Origin of the sequence: Streptomyces sp. NPDC005485, assembly GCF_040606085.1 — a bacterium.
Lineage (GTDB): Bacteria > Actinomycetota > Actinomycetes > Streptomycetales > Streptomycetaceae > Streptomyces.
This window is the reverse complement of record NZ_JBEXDZ010000049.1, coordinates 1-15,754: the sequence shown is the minus strand read 5'-3', so window position 1 is coordinate 15,754 and position 15,754 is coordinate 1. Positions and strand designations below refer to the sequence as shown.

Annotated in this window: 13 protein-coding genes and 1 pseudogene; 8 read left to right on the top strand and 6 right to left on the bottom strand. The window is 69.1% G+C overall.

Annotated elements, in window-relative coordinates; translation table 11 throughout:
* Nucleotides 1–100: 100 nt before the first annotated feature.
* Complete coding sequence (locus ABZS97_RS18470) at nucleotides 101–412, bottom strand: hypothetical protein (RefSeq protein ID WP_356139051.1); 312 nt, start codon at nucleotides 410–412, stop codon at nucleotides 101–103.
* Between the two features lie 323 nt (nucleotides 413–735).
* On the opposite strand from ABZS97_RS18470, the gene ABZS97_RS18465 reads away from it, so the two are divergent.
* From ABZS97_RS18465 to ABZS97_RS18455, 3 genes are all read left to right on the top strand, one after another.
* Nucleotides 736–1,203 (top strand): SsgA family sporulation/cell division regulator, encoded by a 468-nt coding sequence (locus tag ABZS97_RS18465; protein ID WP_356139049.1) that lies wholly within the window; start codon nucleotides 736–738, stop codon nucleotides 1,201–1,203.
* Nucleotides 1,204–1,386: 183 nt separating this feature from the next.
* A complete protein-coding gene (locus tag ABZS97_RS18460) occupies nucleotides 1,387–2,241 on the top strand; it encodes a Bax inhibitor-1/YccA family protein (RefSeq protein ID WP_356139047.1) in 855 nt (284 codons plus the stop codon).
* 191 nt (nucleotides 2,242–2,432) lie between these two features.
* Nucleotides 2,433–3,665, top strand: a complete 1,233-nt coding sequence (locus tag ABZS97_RS18455; protein WP_356139045.1) for a cytochrome P450 — start codon at nucleotides 2,433–2,435, stop codon at nucleotides 3,663–3,665.
* Between the two features lie 271 nt (nucleotides 3,666–3,936).
* Here the strand turns inward: ABZS97_RS18455 and ABZS97_RS18450 are convergent, their stop codons facing one another.
* The 3 genes from ABZS97_RS18450 to ABZS97_RS18440 form a co-directional block, all read right to left on the bottom strand.
* On the bottom strand, nucleotides 3,937–5,556 hold the full coding sequence (locus tag ABZS97_RS18450; protein ID WP_356139043.1) for a tannase/feruloyl esterase family alpha/beta hydrolase: 1,620 nt from the start codon (nucleotides 5,554–5,556) through the stop codon (nucleotides 3,937–3,939).
* Between the two features lie 256 nt (nucleotides 5,557–5,812).
* Nucleotides 5,813–6,499, bottom strand: coding sequence for a cytochrome b/b6 domain-containing protein (locus tag ABZS97_RS18445; RefSeq protein WP_356139041.1), 687 nt, complete (start codon nucleotides 6,497–6,499; stop codon nucleotides 5,813–5,815).
* Nucleotides 6,453–7,163, bottom strand: a complete 711-nt coding sequence (locus ABZS97_RS18440) for a molybdopterin-dependent oxidoreductase (protein WP_356139039.1) — start codon at nucleotides 7,161–7,163, stop codon at nucleotides 6,453–6,455. Before ABZS97_RS18440 ends, ABZS97_RS18445 begins: the two co-directional genes overlap by 47 nt.
* 382 nt (nucleotides 7,164–7,545) lie before the next feature.
* Between ABZS97_RS18440 and abc-f the strand changes: the two genes are divergently transcribed.
* The 4 genes from abc-f (at nucleotide 7,546) to ABZS97_RS18420 (ending at nucleotide 13,745) form a co-directional block, all read left to right on the top strand.
* Entirely contained in the window at nucleotides 7,546–9,180 is a 1,635-nt protein-coding gene (gene abc-f, locus ABZS97_RS18435) for a ribosomal protection-like ABC-F family protein (protein WP_356139037.1), read from the top strand.
* A 78-nt stretch (nucleotides 9,181–9,258) separates the two neighbouring features.
* Nucleotides 9,259–10,878 carry an ABC-F family ATP-binding cassette domain-containing protein gene (locus tag ABZS97_RS18430; protein ID WP_356139035.1) on the top strand — a complete coding sequence of 540 codons (1,620 nt, stop codon included), beginning with the start codon at nucleotides 9,259–9,261 and terminating at the stop codon, nucleotides 10,876–10,878.
* Between the two features lie 42 nt (nucleotides 10,879–10,920).
* Nucleotides 10,921–11,484 carry a CGNR zinc finger domain-containing protein gene (locus ABZS97_RS18425; RefSeq protein WP_356139033.1) on the top strand — a complete coding sequence of 188 codons (564 nt, stop codon included), beginning with the start codon at nucleotides 10,921–10,923 and terminating at the stop codon, nucleotides 11,482–11,484.
* 266 nt (nucleotides 11,485–11,750) lie between these two features.
* The gene (locus ABZS97_RS18420; protein ID WP_356139031.1) at nucleotides 11,751–13,745 is read left to right on the top strand and encodes a right-handed parallel beta-helix repeat-containing protein; all 1,995 of its coding nucleotides are present in this window, start codon (nucleotides 11,751–11,753) and stop codon (nucleotides 13,743–13,745) included.
* A 263-nt stretch (nucleotides 13,746–14,008) separates the two neighbouring features.
* Here ABZS97_RS18420 and ABZS97_RS18415 read toward each other — a convergent pair whose 3' ends face one another.
* Together ABZS97_RS18415 and ABZS97_RS18410 are read right to left on the bottom strand one after the other, a co-directional pair.
* On the bottom strand, nucleotides 14,009–14,239 hold the full coding sequence (locus ABZS97_RS18415; RefSeq protein ID WP_356139029.1) for a sigma factor-like helix-turn-helix DNA-binding protein: 231 nt from the start codon (nucleotides 14,237–14,239) through the stop codon (nucleotides 14,009–14,011).
* Between the two features lie 309 nt (nucleotides 14,240–14,548).
* Nucleotides 14,549–14,644 (bottom strand): annotated as a pseudogene (locus ABZS97_RS18410) (6-carboxytetrahydropterin synthase); the annotation flags it as partial.
* Between the two features lie 475 nt (nucleotides 14,645–15,119).
* Here ABZS97_RS18410 and ABZS97_RS18405 point away from each other — a divergent pair.
* Complete coding sequence (locus ABZS97_RS18405; RefSeq protein WP_356139027.1) at nucleotides 15,120–15,665, top strand: hypothetical protein; 546 nt, start codon at nucleotides 15,120–15,122, stop codon at nucleotides 15,663–15,665.
* Nucleotides 15,666–15,754: the final 89 nt, after the last annotated feature.

Genomic DNA, 15,754 nt, shown 5'->3' with positions numbered 1-15,754 from the left:
ACAACACTTCCTGAGAGACGGTGACGGAGGATGTCTTGGGGCACCCGGTCCGTGCCGGGCACACATCCACCATCCGTCACCGGTCTCGTCCGCGGGAGAGTCAGGTTTCTGCCTGGGAAAGAACCTGCCCCCTCACACCTGAACCGCGCCCAGCCCGACCGGATGACACCGGAGAACGTGGGGCCGCGACGAAGGTGCCGTCGGCGTGGGCGGCGGCGAGGGTCACCAGTTCGCGTGAGCGGGCAAGCAGTTCGAGCGCGGTGAAGAGTCTCCTGGCGAAGCCGACGAACGGCTCCACGGTGCACGCCGAGTGGGACATCATCCTGACCATCGGGTCGGGCGACAGCTTGCCGAGAAGCGTGGTGACCTCGTTCGGGAACGAGGCGGGGCCCGGGTCGGTGAGACGGGGCATGGTGGCCCTCCGATCGTGGATGGCTCAGACGGTCCGGACGGGCTCGAAGTCGAAACCTGTCCCGCTCAGGTGCTGGAATCGGCCGTCCTCGGCGAAGGTGCCGAAGATCGGGATGTCGACTTTCACCCGCCGCAGCCAATTGACTTACGTCACCTTCCGCGCAGCGCGTTCGACGCCCTCCCGGAGCCGCCCCTCGGTCGCCTGGATGCCGCCAGGCCCCTCGCGGGCGACGTCGTTTGACCGTCAAGTGACCGATGTGTGGGTTCTGTTCGCGGCGAAGACTTGTAGGCGCAGACTTCGTCCGACGGAGGGGAACTCCTGTCATGCACCGCGATCAGTCACCCCTGCAGGCGCGTTCGGCGCCCGAGCTTGTGCCTTCGTTGTTCTTGGACCTCGACCAGATGCTCGACGAGTTCACCCCGTTGTCGATACGTGCGGAGTTCCGTTTCGATCCGGACATGCCCGCCGTGATCACGGTCGAGTTCCTGTCGGAGCGAGGACCGAGCCTCATCTGGCGCGTCGGTCGCGAACTCCTGCATCACGGACTGACGTCGATGAGCGGCTGCGGCGACGTACGGATGTGGCCGGCGCTGCCGAGGGAACGGCCCTCGTCCTGGCTGCTTCTCGAATCACAGGAGGTTGAAGCCCTGTTCGAGGTGCCGGCGGCACCGCTGGCGCTGTGGCTCGACGCGACGTACCGGATCACCTCGGCCGAGACGGAGATGGAGAGCCTGAACTGGGACGACTTCCTCACAGAGCTGCTCGACCGTCCGGGAGCAGCGTCCGAATGACCCCTTACCCGGTGCACACACGGATGACTTGCTCCGCATTGCATCACCTGTCAGAGTGGTGACGCACAGGGTTGCCGTCGTCGGCCCGGTGCACGGCCCGGGGCACACGTGTGCCGCCCCCGGCACCCCGACGGCAACGCTTTGCCGCAGGCCGCGAGTGTGCGGCGAACGAGGAGGAATGACATGAGATCCAGCAACCCGATCTTTTCCCGCTGGGGTGCCGCCCGTGACGCCGGGCCGGCAGACACCTACGCGCGCCGACCGGTAGGTGCCGCGGTCGGAGGCCTGCCGACGGACGACCAGGCGACCAATCCGTACGCCCCCGGCGCCGACACGTCACCGCGGACCGACGGGGCCGCGGTGACTATGGACGACGTCATCGTCCGCACGGGGACGACGCTCGGCACCGTGGTCCTGACAGCGGTGCTGTCCTGGCTCCTGCTGCCCGTCGACGGGACGAACATCGGCCGGTCCTACGGCATCGCAGTGGGCGCTGCTCTCGTCGCCTTCTTCCTGTCGCTGGTCCAGGCATTCAGGCGGACACCGTCCCCGGCACTGATCCTCGGGTACGCAGCGTTCGAGGGTGTCTTTCTCGGCGTCCTCTCGAGCACGATCTCCACCTACGTCGCGCCGGGTGTGGTCGTACAAGCGGTGCTCGGCACCTTCGCGGTGTCCGCGGGCGTGCTCGTCGCGTACCGGATGCGCTGGATCCGGGTGACCCAGAGGTTCACCGGGTTCGTCGCCGCCGCCGCGACCGGCTTCCTTCTGCTGCTGGTCGCCGACCTCCTGTTCTCCGCCTTCGGCGCGGGCAACGGTCTCGGCTTCCACAGCGGCGGCCTCGGCATCCTCTTCGGCGTCATCGGCATCCTGCTCGGCGCGGCCTTCCTCGCCATGGACTTCAAGCAGGTCGAGGACGCCGTCGCCTACGGTGCCCCGCGCGAGGAGGCGTGGCTGGCCGCCTTCGGCCTCACCACGACGCTGGTGTGGATCTATCTGGAAGTGCTGCGTGTGCTGACCATCTTCAACAGTGACAACTGAGTTCTTTCGACCTCTCAGGGGCATGCGCACCGCGCATGCCCCTGAGGCGTGTCCGGCTCCGCACCCTTCACCTGAACCTGCGCGGAGACCGGCTCGTTCTCATGCAGTGCGGCGACCTGCGGATGAGGACGACCTGACCGCACCGTCCCGCCCCGGACGTATCAGGACCGCCAGAAGGGAAGAGACGCACCATGAGCCCGCATCAGAAGTGCCCCTATCAGGACGGCAGGGTGGTCATCGACCCCGCCTTCAAAGCGGACGCCCCCGCGCGGTACACCCTGCTTCGGGAGTTCGGGCCCATCCATCCGGCCGAGTTCCACCTGGGCCTGAAAGGGTGGGTGATCGTCGGCCACGACCTGGCCCGGGAGGCGCTGACCCACCCCGCCCTGCTCAAGGACGCCACGCCCGCCGCCGAGGCCCTGGCCGCCGCCGGCTACGTCCTCAACAAGCCCTCGGTCGGGCTCGGTGCGCAGATGATGGAGGCCGACCCGCCCGAGCACACCCGGCTGCGCCGGCTGGCCGCGGCCGCCTTCACCCCACGCCGTACGGCCGAACTGGCGCCGCGCATCGAGCAGATCGCCCATGACCTGATCGACGCACTGCCCCTGGCGGGCGAGGCCGACCTCGTCGAGGCGTTCAACGCCCCGCTGCCGGGCACCGTCATCGCCGAACTCCTCGGCATCCCCGAGGAGCACCACCTCGACTTCCGCCGCTGGTCGGGACAGGCCCTGCGGGTGGCCTCGCCCGAACACCGCCCGGCGCTGGCCGGTCTGCACACACTGCTGGCCGACCTCATCGAGGACAAACGCCGCCGCCCCCATGACGACCTGCTTTCCGCCCTGGTCGCCGTGCACGACGAGGAGGACGGCCGGCTGACCGAGGAGGAGCTCGTGGGCACGGCCATGATGCTGGTCGTCGCCGGTCATGAGAGCACCGTGAACTTGTTGGGCAACGCCGTGCTGGCCTTGCTGCAACACCCCGATCAGCTACGGCTGTTGCGCGCACGGCCCGAGCTGATGCCCGGCGCGGTGGAGGAGTTCCTGCGCTACGACACCTCCGTCGAGCGCTCCACCAGTCGCTACGCGGCGCAGGACATCGAACTGGGCGGCGTGCCGATCCCGCGGGGCAGCATGGTCGTCGTCGCTCTCGGTGCGGCAGGGCGCGACGCCCCGCAAGCCGAGGACGGCGACCCGGCCGCTCTCGACGTGGCCCGGCCCGGCGCCCGTCATCTGGCTTTCGGGCACGGCATCCACTACTGCCTGGGCGCCCCGCTCGCCCGCCTGGAGACGACCATCGCTCTGCGCACCCTGCTCTCCCGCGTCCCCGACCTGGAACTCGCAGCCCCGGCGGACTCCTTGGAGTGGATCAGCTCCGGAATCATTCGCGGCGTGCTGTCGCTACCGGTGCGCTACCGCGTCGGCTGACGACACTGCGCACCGGCACACCACCACACCGAGCGGGACGAGCCCGCACGGCAGACGTCCCGACCCGCGCCGTGGGAGCGCGGGCCGGGACGGAGCAGAAGGGATACGGCGGTCAGACGGTCCGCGTGCGCAGCAGGACACCGCGGTCCAGGTGCAGCCTCGGCAGGGAGACGCGTTCGTCCGCGGCGGCTGCCGGATGCACCGGCGTCGATGTCTGCGTGCTCATGTGGGTTCGGCCCTTCTCAGGTCAGGGAGTCGTCCTCGGCCCCGGTCAGCGCCGGGACAGGGAGACGCAGCGGAAGCTGGAGGCGAGGGCCAGGTCGCCGTGGCCCTTGTAGCGGGACACCTGCGGGTAGCTGCACAGGTCGCGTGTGACCTTCTGCTGGGATGCGTTGATCAGGGTGGCGGGCAGCGTCCTGGGCGCCTTGCCGTGCTCGACCCAGGCGGTCAGCGCGGCGAGACCGTCGGCCGAGCCGTCAGCGCCGTTGAGACCGCAGTGGTTGGTGCCCGGGGCGAGGAAGAGACGGTAGAAGTCGTCGACCCGCTTGGCTCCGCCCATCTCGCGCTCGACCCGCTCGCGGTACTTCACGGTGCCCTGGGTGGGGATGTACTGGTCGGCCTGGCCGTGCCAGCTCAGCAGCTTGCCGCCGGACTTGCGGAATCCGGACAGGTCCGGGTCGTCCGTGCCGATGACCTTGTCGTACTCGGCCTGGGACTGCTTGAACAACTGCGCGAACCGGTCGTAGGTGATCTTCGAGAGGTCGAGGGCCGGGTCCTTCGCCACCCAGAGCTTGACCCAGGCGGCGGGCACCGGGAACGGCGCTCCGGTGACGCTACCGTCGGACGCGGGCGGAGTGAGGCCGGCCAGAGCCGTCAGGTCGGCCCCGATGGGGACGCCGGACCACAGCTTCTCGCCGGAGGCGGTGCGCGGACCGTCCCAGATCTTGCCCACGACTGTAGCGTCGGCCGCCGTGATGGTCAGCTCCTTGCCCTCGCACACGACCTTGGTGCCGATCAGCCGGCGCGGCTCGAAGTCGCAGCGGGACGGGTCGTCGACCAGGCCGTCCTTGACGCCGTCCAGGGAGTCGCAGGCCTTGACCGCGGCGTTGGTGAAGGCGTCGAACTCACACCTGGACGGGTAGGTCTTCTCGTAGTTCATGACCACCTGCGGCCACAGGGTGGCGACCTCGAACTCGTCCCAGTTGACGGCGGGAGCATCGGCGAGGATGCCGTCGTAGTCGTCGGGGTAACGCTGGGCCTCCATGTAGCCCTGGCGTCCGCCGGTGGAGCAGCCGGTGAAGTAGGAGTAGGCGGGACCCTTGCCGTAGACCCCGTCGACGACCTCCTTGCCGACGACCGCCCCCTCGTGCTGGGAACGGGAGGCGAAGTTCTTCAGCAGTGCCGTGTTGACCCGGCCTTCGCTGTTCAGCGCCCAGCTGGTGTCCAGGGCGTCGCCGACACCGGCGTCGGTGCTGACGGCGGCGTAGCCGTTCTTGACGGCGGTGCCCAGAGCGACGCCGTTGTCGCCTGCCAGGTAGGCGGCGCCGCCGAGCCCCTGGAAACGGCCGTTCCAACCGCTGACGGGCAGCCAGGTCCGCACCTTGGCGTGGTCGCCGGCGCCCGGGTGAGTGAGGGTGACCGTCACCTCGCAGTACGCGGGGACGCCCGAGACGGTACCGCCCAGGACGCCGGTACCGGTGATGGTGCCGCCCGTCTGGCTGACCGCGGTCACGGCCTCCACCCTGGTCCCGGCCGGCGCTTTCACGGACGGCGCCGAGCAGACGAACGGCGTGGAGGCGGAACCGTCCTGGGACTCCGCCGAGGCGGTCGGCAGATACACCGCCGCGGCCAGCGGCACACCGGCCGCAAGGACAGTCAGAAGTCGTCTCATTGGTTTCCCATCGAAGAAGAAGGTGTGGGCCTGGCCCACGGCAACACATATGTACGGCACATGTGGCGGAGGCCCGACCCGAACGCTATCACCGGTTAAACAGGTGACGGAAGAGGTGGGTCGAACTCCGATGAACAAGCGGGCCGGTAACTCTCGCCCGGTCCCACTCTGGCCACGCATCACACATCCCGACAACAGTCACTTGACGGTTCACACCCAGGAACACCGACCGGGCCGGACAGACAGCGGTGTTAGGTCATTCGACGGTCCGCCGCTCGGACAGGTCGCTGACCTGCTCCTCCTGCAGCCACCGCGAGTGATACCGCTGAGCCCACGACCGGCTGACGTATCCGGTGCGCATCCCCAGCCTCGCCTCGGGGTCCTCGAACGCCTTGCGCATGTGGCCGAGCAGGACAAACGTGATCGCCCAGGCCAGGACGTCGTGGACGAAGATCGCGCTGGTACGGGAGATGAAGGGCAGCAGCCCCATGAACCACATCAACAGGCCGGTGAACATCATCACCGGCACGGCACCGGCGATCCAGCCCGCATAGAGCTTCTGGCCCGCGTTGAACTTGCCGGCCGGGCGGTCCTCGGGAGACTTCCGGCGCCTGCGGACGGCACGCAGCCACTGACGGTCGTACACCGCGGAGCGGTTGAGCCTGCGCAGGTCCTCACGGAAGGCGGGAGAGAGGAGCCCCAGCAGGGTGGGCAGCGGAAGCGCGATGCCGGACCACTCGTGGACCGTGACCATCAGATGCCGTCGTCCGACGAGCTGGGCCACCGGCGCGAGATAGAGACAGGCGGCGGAGACCAGGCACAGCAGCATCAGATGGCCCGTGGCCCGGTGGATCAGGCGCTCGGCGGTGCTGAACCGGCGGACCCTGCCGCCTCGCTCAGGCCGCGTGCCGGTCGGCGTCGTCGAGCCAGCCGTCGACCGCATAACCGCGCTCCTCCCAATAGCCGGGAACGACCTTGTCGGTGACCGAGATACCGGAGAGCCACTTGGCCGACTTGTAGAAGTACATGGGGGCCACGTAGAGGCGGACCGGTCCGCCGTGCTCGTGCGTGATGGGTTTGTCCTGCATGTTCAGCGCGACCAGGACGTCCGAACGCCGCGCCTGCTCCAGAGTGAGGCTTTCGCTGTAGGCGCCGTCGAAGCAGGTGAACCGGATTGCCGCACCCGGAAGGCGCACCCCTGCGTCGTCGAGGATGTCCGCCAGCTTCACACCCTCGAACGGCGTCTTCTCCACGCGCCATCCGTCGGTGCACAGGACGTCGTGGACGACCCGGGTCTGCGGCATAGCGCGCAACGCGTCGAGCGTGTAGGTCTTCGGCCGCTCCACCAGTCCGCCGACCGTGAGTTCGTAGTTCTTCTCGTTCTTGTGCGGCACCGAGCCGACGACGCTGTAGTACCGGAAGCCGCCCGGATTGGGCAGCAGACCGGTCAGTCCCGTGGCATCGATCTGCGAGGCCGCGCCGAGAAACCCCTCCCAGCCACGCTGGAGGTAGGGCGCGGTGGCGAGTCCTGCCGCGCCCGCGCCGAGCATGCCCAGCATCGCGCGCCGGCCCACGGGTGCGCCCCCGATCCTCGGTCTTTCCGCCATGGTGTGCGCCCCTTCCGACATGTGTGAACTTTGCCGAGCCATCCCGACATCGTCACCGGTTTAACGGGTGACGATGCTGGCATGGCGTTCTCCGGGTTGTCAACAGGGAGCCACTGGCGCACACGTATGTGGCAGGCTGCGGCCCGGACATCCGGCCCAGCAGGACGGCGGCTGTTAGGCTGTGCGAGACCTTGAACGTGTATCGAGGAGGCACAGACGTGGTGGGTGAAGACGACATCTCCGGATGAGATCCGGATCTGACGGCCACCGGCCGGCGCTCAGCAGCGCCGCCGACGTGGCCCGTCTCGTCGTACCCCCTTTCCCATGTCTGCCCAGGGCAGAGCTCTGAATTCCTGCCCTCAAACCGCCCGAGGTCATCCCCATGTCCGACGCGTCCGTCGTCTGCTCGAACCTCTCCTTCGCCTGGCCCGACGACACCCCGGTCTTTCAGGACCTGTCCTTCACCGTGACCCCCGGCCGCACCGGCCTGGTCGCCCCCAACGGCTCCGGCAAGAGCACCCTGCTCAAACTGATCGCCGGCGAACTCAAGCCCGTCACCGGCACGTTGACCGTCGACGGCACCCTCGGCCACCTCCCGCAGAGCCTGCCCCTGGCCGGGAACCTCACGGTCGCCGAGGTACTCGGCATCGCCGCCGTGATCCGCGCTCTGGACGCCGTCGAGTCCGGCGACGTCGACGAGGAGCACTTCACCACCATCGGCGACGACTGGGACATCGAGGAACGCACCCGCGCCCAGCTCGACCGGCTGGGCCTCGCCGACCTCACCCTGGACCGCAGCCTGAGCACGCTCAGCGGCGGCCAGGCCGTCTCGCTCGGCCTGGCCGCCCAGCTCCTCCGGCGCCCTGACGTGCTGCTGCTCGACGAGCCCACCAACAACCTCGACCTCCAGGCCCGGCACAAGCTGTACGACGTGCTGGGGGACTTCCCCGGGACCCTGCTCCTGGTCAGCCACGACCGCGCCCTGCTCGACCGCATGGAACGCATCGCCGAGCTGAGCAGCGACGAACTGCGCCTCTACGGCGGCAACTTCACCGCGTACGAGGAGGCCGTGCGCGCCGAGCAGGAGACGGCCGAGAAGAACGTCCGCAACGCCGAGCAGGAACTGAAGCGCGAGAAGCGGGAGATGCAGCAGGCCCGCGAACGCGCTGAGCGCCGCGCGAGCAACGCCGCCCGAAATCTCAAGAACGCCGGCCTGCCAAAGATCTTCGCCGGCAACATGAAGCGAGGCGCGCAGGAGTCCGCAGGCCGGGCCGGCCAGATGCACGCGTCACGGATCGGCGAAGCCAAGGCCCGCCTCGACGAGGCCGGCCGCGCGCTGCGCGACGAGCAGCGCATCACCCTGGACCTGCCCGACACCCAGGTGCCCGCCGGACGCAACCTGTTCCTCGGCGAGGGAATGCGGGTCCGCCTCGGGGACCAGGACGTGTTCACCGCGGGCGGTGTCGACCTGACCGTCCGCGGCCCCGAACGCATCGCGCTGACCGGGCCCAACGGCGCCGGAAAGACCACCCTGATGCGACTTGTCACAGGCGAACTCGCCCCGGACGCAGGGGAGATCAAGCGCAACGACGGCCGCATCGCCTACCTCTCGCAGCGCCTGGACCTACTGGACCTGGACCGCACGGTGGCGGAGAACTTCGCCGCGTTCGCCCCCGACCGGCCCGAGGCGGAGCGCATGAACCTGCTCGCCCGCTTCCTCTTCCGGGGCACGCGGGCGCACCTGCCGGTCGGAGTGCTCTCCGGCGGAGAACGACTGCGCGCCACCCTGGCCTGCGTGCTGTGCGCCGAACCGGCCCCGCAGCTGCTCCTGCTCGACGAGCCGACCAACAACCTCGATCTGGTCAGTGCGGGCCAGCTGGAGAGCGCGCTCAACTCCTATCAGGGCGCGTTCATGGTGGTCAGCCACGACGAGCGGTTCCTCGCCGAGATCGGCGTGAACCGCTGGCTGCGGCTGGCCGACGGCACACTCAAGGAAACGGGAGCCCCCGCGGTGTGACCCGCCGACGTGTGAAGCGGCCCGCGTCCGAGGCGACACGCCCCGCGGGCCGAACACCTACACGTCGGAAGGTTCCCCATGCCCCAGCCCGCCCTGCTCGCCCACGATCTCGTCCGCCACCTCGGCGGACGACGCGTCCTCGACGGCATCTCCCTGACCGCCTCCCCCGGCCACCGCATCGGCCTGATCGGGGAGAACGGCGTCGGCAAGTCCACCCTGCTGCGTGTGCTCGCCGGCGTTGACCGGCCCGACGCGGGAAGCGTCACCCGCCCCGCCGACCTGGGCTTCCTCCACCAGGAGATGCCGTACGACGCCGACGCCACCATCGCCGTAGTGCTGGACGAGGCACTGCGCGAGGCCCGCGAGGACCTCGCCGAGTTGGACCGGCTCGGCGGGGAACTCGCCCGCGTCCCCGAGGACGCCGCCGACCACCAGGAACTCCTCGACGCCTACGGCAGGTGCCTGGAGCAGGCCCAGGACCGGGAATCCTGGGACGCCGACCGCCGCGCGGCCCTGGTCCTGGACGGCCTGGGCCTCGGCGCTTTCGGGCACGACCGCACGCTCGGCTCGCTCTCCGGCGGACAGCGCGGCCGCCTTGCCCTGGCCGCCCTGCTCGTACGACGGCCGTCGGCGCTGCTGCTGGACGAGCCGACCAACCACCTCGACGACAGCGCCGCCGCCTTCCTGGAGGAGCAGATCCGCGGTCTGCCCGGAACCGTGGTCGTCGCCGGCCATGACCGCGCGTTCCTCGACGCCGTCTGCACGGACATCGTGGACCTCGACGCGGCGGTCGACGGCCCCGTCCGCCACGGCGGCAACTACAGCGCCTACCTCTCCGAAAAGCGCGCCGAACGGGAGCGGTGGGAACGGCGGTACGCCGAGGAACAGGAGGAACTGGCGGAGCTGCGGCAGACGGCGGGCGTGACCGCTCATCGGGTCGCGCCGGACCGCGGTCGCACCGACAACGAGAAGATGGGTTATGGCCACCGGGCGGGCCGGGTGCAGAACCAGATCTCCCGTCGGGTTCGCAACGCCACCCGGCGGCTGGAGGATCTGGAGCGCACGCAGGTCGGCGAACCGCCGCGCGCGCTGCGGTTCGCGGTCGGGGAACTGGCCGCGCGCGCCGAGGAGGGCCCGCTGCCCCTGGTGTCCCTGCACGAGGTGCGGGTGCCCGACCGGCTCGCACCGGTCGGCCTGGAGGTTTCGGCGACGGACCGCCTCCTGATCACGGGCGGCAACGGGACGGGCAAGTCGACACTGCTTGCCGTACTCGCCGGACGCCTCCCGGCCGAGGGGGAGGTGCACCGACGCCACCGGGTGACGGTCGGGCTGCTCACCCAGGACACCGTGTTCGCTCGGCCCGACCGCACGGTCCGGGACACCTACGACCAGTCGCTGGGTACGGCACGGGCCGCGAAAGTGCCGCTGGGCTCACTCGGCCTGATGCACCGGGCGGACCTGGACAAACCGGTCGGGCAGGTGTCTGTCGGCCAGCGCCGGCGCCTGGCACTGGCCCTGCTGGTGGCCCACCCACCCCAGCTGTTGCTGCTCGACGAGCCGACCAACCACCTCTCCCCCGTGCTGTGCGACGAACTGGAGGCCGCACTGGGCCCGGGCCCCGGTGCGATCGTGGTGGCGAGCCACGACCGCTGGCTGCGCCGACGCTGGCAGGGCCGCGAGCACCGCTTGGAGCGGTGACACTGCTTGCGTCCGACAGGAGTCACCTGTCAAGATGGTGATGTGAATCTTGACCATGTATTCGTATGCGGACACCCGGCCCTCGACTTCGCCGCCACGCTCCGAGCCCGGCGCTCCACCCGGTTCGAGATGTTCGTGACGCCGGAGCGGCTGAACGCCTGGTACGTGGAGTCCGGGCTGGTGGACACGATCACTCCCGGCGAGGATAGCGACGTCCGGCAGGCTACGGCCGTACGCGAGGCCCTCTACCGCCTCGTCACCGACCGCCGGCTGGGCGAGGAGTTCGACCGGGAGGCGCTCGCCGTGGTCAACGCCGCCGCGCGCAAGACCCCCGTGACGCCCCAGCTCACGCTCACGGGCCGGCACACCGAGGCGACGCCCGAGCAGGCGCTGGCGACCGTCGCCCGGCAGGCCGTTGAACTGCTCAGCGGCCCGGACGTCCCCCTGATCAAGGAATGCGGCAACCCCGAGTGCACGCGCGTCTACATCGACCGCTCCCGGGGCATGCGGCGCCAGTGGTGCGGCATGGAGTCCTGCGGCAACAAGATCAAGGCCGCCGCCTACCGCGCGCGCAAGAAGACCACGCCGGCCATGACCGCACACTGAAGCCCTCACTTGGGCGGCGTTGAACGCGGCTCGAAGTTGGTCCGCTTTTTCGCAGACCAGCGGACGTGAAAAGGCGGCCTTCATCTGATCGGTGTACCCCGGCACAGGATCAGCGCGAAGGCCGTGCTCGTGAGTTTGGTGCGTCGCGGCGTCCTGCGGGATGCGGCCGGCGATTGCGACTTTGGTCGACGATTCCGCTACCTCAGGACGACTGTGCACCATCTCGTGCTGCTCCAGGGTGGAACTCCGTCCATCGAGGAGGCAGCATGGCGATCTTCCGTACACGGACAAGGGCAGGCGCCGTGACGCAGGCGGCGGTGGCGATCGGGCTCGCGGTGGCGGCCGTACCGTCCCCGACGTCGGCCTTACCGGGCCCAACGGCGACTCCCACGCAGCTGTACGTTGCTCCCTGGGGCAAGGACTTCTGGCCCGGCACCCTCGACCGACCCTTCGCCACACCGGCACGCGCGCAACAGGCCGTACGCGCCCAAACGCCGGGGATGACGTCGGACCTGGTGGTGAACCTGCGCGGGGGGACGTACCAACTCAGGGCGCCGTTGCGTCTGTCGGAGGCCGCGGGGGACTCCGGCCGGGGCGGCCACCGGGTGATCTACCAGGCCTACGGCCACGGGACGCCGCGACAGGAGCGGGTGACGATCAGTGGCGGCCGTCAGATCTCCGCGTGGCGGCCGGACCAGCGGCTCAGGGGATCCTGGCGCGCGGACGTGGGCGGGCTCGAAACCCGCCAGCTCTACATCGAGGGCCGACGCGCCACGCGGCTCACGCGCGACGGTACGGGCTTCCCGGGCACGCTGAAGGCAACCAGGACCGGTTACGTCACCACCAGTACCGTCCCCCGAACCTGGCGGAACCCCGGCGACATCGAGTTCGTCTACCGATCCGGCTATGTCGAGGGCCGCTGCGGAGTCGCGGGGGTCTCCGGAAGCGCCCACCGGACCACCATCACCATGGACCAGCCGTGCTGGGATCTGGCCCAAGAGCTGTACGGGGGCACGGAGTTGCTCGAAGCGCCGAACAGTGTGGAGAACTCCCCCAGCTTCACACGCAAGCCCGGCAGCTGGTATCTCGACCGCTCCCGGCCCGGACACCACGAGTTGCTCTACTTCCCGCGGCCCGGGGAGGACATGCGCCGGGTCAGGGCGGTCGCCCCGGTCCTGGAGACCCTGGTCACCGGCACCGGCCGGCCCGGCCGTCCCCTCCACGACATCGGCTTCCGCGGCCTGACGTTCGCGTACGCCACCTGGCTGGCGCCCAGCGAACCCGCCGGGTTTCCCTCCGCATGGAGCATGTACCTGCGGCCGGGGAAGGGCAAAGACGCGGGGTTGCTCACCGTGCCAGGCACGATCGCCTTCCACACCGCCGAGCGGATCGCCTTCGAGGGCAACCGTTTCACCCACCTTGGCGCCCAGGCACTGGAGTTGTCCGACAGCAGCTCGTACAACGTCGTCGACGGCAACGTCATCAGTGACGTCTCCGACGGCGGCATCCTGATGGGTGTGGTCCCGCCCGACCAGAAGGGGACCAACCGCGGCAACCGGATCACCAACAACTGGATCCACCACATCGGCGCGGAGTACCACGCGGCCTCCGGTATCTGGGACACCGCGACCCAGGAGACCGCCATCGCCCACAACCAGGTCGACAACGTGCCCTACACCGGCATCCTCTCCGGGCCCGGTGACGACCTGCGGGGCATCATGCGCCGCAACCGCATCCTCGACAACCGCGTCTTCGCGACGAACCGGCTCCTCCAGGACGGAGGGGGCATCTACCTGCGCGGCGAACAGGGCAGCTCCTTCGCCGACGGGGCCGTCATCAGCGGCAACGCGGTCACCGACAGCAAGTACGGCGACTGGAACGTAGGGATCTACACCGACGACAGCACCAACTGGGTCACCGTGGACCGCAACGCGGTCTACAACTACGTTGCCTCCATCGGCGGTTGCAGCGAGGAATGGGGCAACCGCCCTGTTCAGAACGTGCGTTACCGAGGCAACTTCTGGGACGACGCCGTGCCCGCCTGGCTCGAACGACAGGAGTTCCCCGGAGCCTGGCCCCCGGCCGACAAGCAGAACCCGGAGGAGGGCTGCGGGGACCCCCACCAACTCACATTCAACGACAACACCCTGCTGCCTCCCCGCAACCCCGGCCCGGCCTGCGCCACCAACACCGCCTGCGCCGCCGTCCTGGCGAACGCCGGTCCTCTCCCGTCCTACCACCGGCGCTTGAACATGCCCTGACGGAACGGCGAGTCGAGTGCGTGCTGCTGCCTGTGCCGCCGTCGCCGGCGGGCCTTACCGGGGCGGGACAGTCGGGCATCGCGAACGCCGCGTCTGCCGCTGCCACTTGCTCGGCCAAGGCTGGGGTGAGGGCGGGGGCGGAGGCGGCGGCAACCATCCGACATCCATCGCCTGCATCGGCCGGCTCGAAGCGGAGAGTCTTCGAGTTGGCATCTCTCCCAGGTAGCGCTCACCCAGCCGCAGTCGACGTCGCCCAAGCCGCTTCAGGCGGCCTCGGGCCGCACGGCGCTCCGCAGCTTGCGCAGGGCGTTGCGGTGACGGCTCTTGACGGTGCCAACCGGGATGCCGAGGATGTCGGCGGTTGCCTGAATGGTGTGGGTCTCCTGGACGATGTCCTCGGCAAGTCCGTGGTCGCCCAGCATCTTCCCGGCGTACGAGACAAGGCCGCTCCGGCGTTCCCTCATGATGGTGCCGGGCAGATCGGACCGGGACATTGCCGTGAGGGGCGTAGCCATTGCGTTCTGAACCATCCTGGTTCTGTGTCGTGCGGCGACCGGGACCGGGGACCGGGCTGTAGGTATCCCCCCGCGTTCACACTTTGGGCAACGGAGGTGTCAGAATCATGCTGCACTTGTGCCGCCGTGGCATCGCGACCTTCAATCAGCGAACACACGTGCTCACGAGGTGGTCGTCCGACGCCGGAACACGCCATCGCACCAGGGGCTTTCCGGGCCGTTCACTTCGCTGATCTCCGACTTGAACCACCCGGCACGGAGCCCGCGCCGAGATACATGGTGCGCGGGTCACACGCTCCGCTCGTAGCTGGCCCGCGCGATGTGCGACTCGTGCCGTGTCACGACCACCTCGCGGATCCCCCGGGCACCCTCCCCCAGGGTGCCCGCGCGGAGCCACTCCGGGCGATCTCCAGCGCGACGGCAAGCAGGAAGGACTCCCCCTCACCGCGCGACCGGCACCGCCTCAAGGGGCCGGCGCCGAGAGGACCAGAAACAACCACGCCGACGCATCTGCCTGAGGGCGGCCACCTCGACTTCCTCGACCAGGTGTCCGTCCCGCACTCGTCCCTGGAAGAGGGCAACACCGCCCGACACATACAACGCGTACCCAGGGTCGTCAGCGCGGTGGTTCTACGACACACTTACCGGGCAGTATGTCCGGAGGGAACCTCGTACGAGTGATGTTGTCGCCTCCTCAGGAGGTCAAAAAGGTCCACACTTCCGACATGCGCAGGCACATCAGCGCCTATCGTGAACAGTGGGCATGCCGGACGAACCATCTGGCGCTGACACTTTTCCGCACGGGCCCCTCGGCGTGGGTACCATGCGCAACGTCATTCATATCGAGGGAGTGAACGGTGTGACCAGCCAATCAGCCTCCACGCTCCGATCGCGGTACGTAGCACAAGCCGCATCGGATCTGGAGGAGAACCGCCGGAAACAGCAGGAGCTGGCGGAGAGGATCACGGTGTTGAAACAGGAGGAAGGCCTCCTGGCGGACATCCTCAACCTCGCCGAGCGGTACGAGGGTTTCGCGGACGCGTCCCGCCTGCCCGAACAGTCGCAGGACGAGCCCGTCGCCGCAAAGACGAAGCGAGCTCCGGCCCGAGCCGCTGCACGACGCTCCGCGTCGACCAAATCCACTCCGGCCTCCAGGACGACGAAGGCCCACCCGGAGGGGAAGTCGCGGCAGCCTCTGCTCGGCGACCTGCTGGCAGACCTGCTCAGCTACGAGGAACCGCGTCTGGCGAAGGAGCTGCGGGACGAGCTCCTTGAGAAACACCCGGACCGCAACCCCACACCGCAGGTGGTTCGGAACACCCTCGAAGCCCTGGTCGCCAAGGGACGTATCCGACGCCACAAGCGGCAGCGCTCCGTCATGTACACCCTGGTGAAGCAGGGCTAGGGGGTGTTTTGAAAGTCCCGCACAGCACCCACGGCGCCCGGCACGCACCCTCGCCGCACCGGCCGAAGCCCCAAGTACGTCCAGTACGA

Coding starts and splice junctions, on each gene's coding strand:
- ABZS97_RS18445 (WP_356139041.1), bottom strand. CDS start 6,499: ATGCGGTCGACGGCTGGCTCGACGACGCCGACCGGCACGCGGCCTGAG.
- ABZS97_RS18440 (WP_356139039.1), bottom strand. CDS start 7,163: ATGGCGGAAAGACCGAGGATCGGGGGCGCACCCGTGGGCCGGCGCGCG.
- ABZS97_RS18455 (WP_356139045.1), top strand. CDS start 2,433: ATGAGCCCGCATCAGAAGTGCCCCTATCAGGACGGCAGGGTGGTCATC.
- ABZS97_RS18415 (WP_356139029.1), bottom strand. CDS start 14,239: ATGTCCCGGTCCGATCTGCCCGGCACCATCATGAGGGAACGCCGGAGC.
- abc-f (WP_356139037.1), top strand. CDS start 7,546: ATGTCCGACGCGTCCGTCGTCTGCTCGAACCTCTCCTTCGCCTGGCCC.
- ABZS97_RS18430 (WP_356139035.1), top strand. CDS start 9,259: ATGCCCCAGCCCGCCCTGCTCGCCCACGATCTCGTCCGCCACCTCGGC.
- ABZS97_RS18460 (WP_356139047.1), top strand. CDS start 1,387: ATGAGATCCAGCAACCCGATCTTTTCCCGCTGGGGTGCCGCCCGTGAC.
- ABZS97_RS18465 (WP_356139049.1), top strand. CDS start 736: ATGCACCGCGATCAGTCACCCCTGCAGGCGCGTTCGGCGCCCGAGCTT.
- ABZS97_RS18450 (WP_356139043.1), bottom strand. CDS start 5,556: ATGAGACGACTTCTGACTGTCCTTGCGGCCGGTGTGCCGCTGGCCGCG.
- ABZS97_RS18470 (WP_356139051.1), bottom strand. CDS start 412: ATGCCCCGTCTCACCGACCCGGGCCCCGCCTCGTTCCCGAACGAGGTC.
- ABZS97_RS18420 (WP_356139031.1), top strand. CDS start 11,751: ATGGCGATCTTCCGTACACGGACAAGGGCAGGCGCCGTGACGCAGGCG.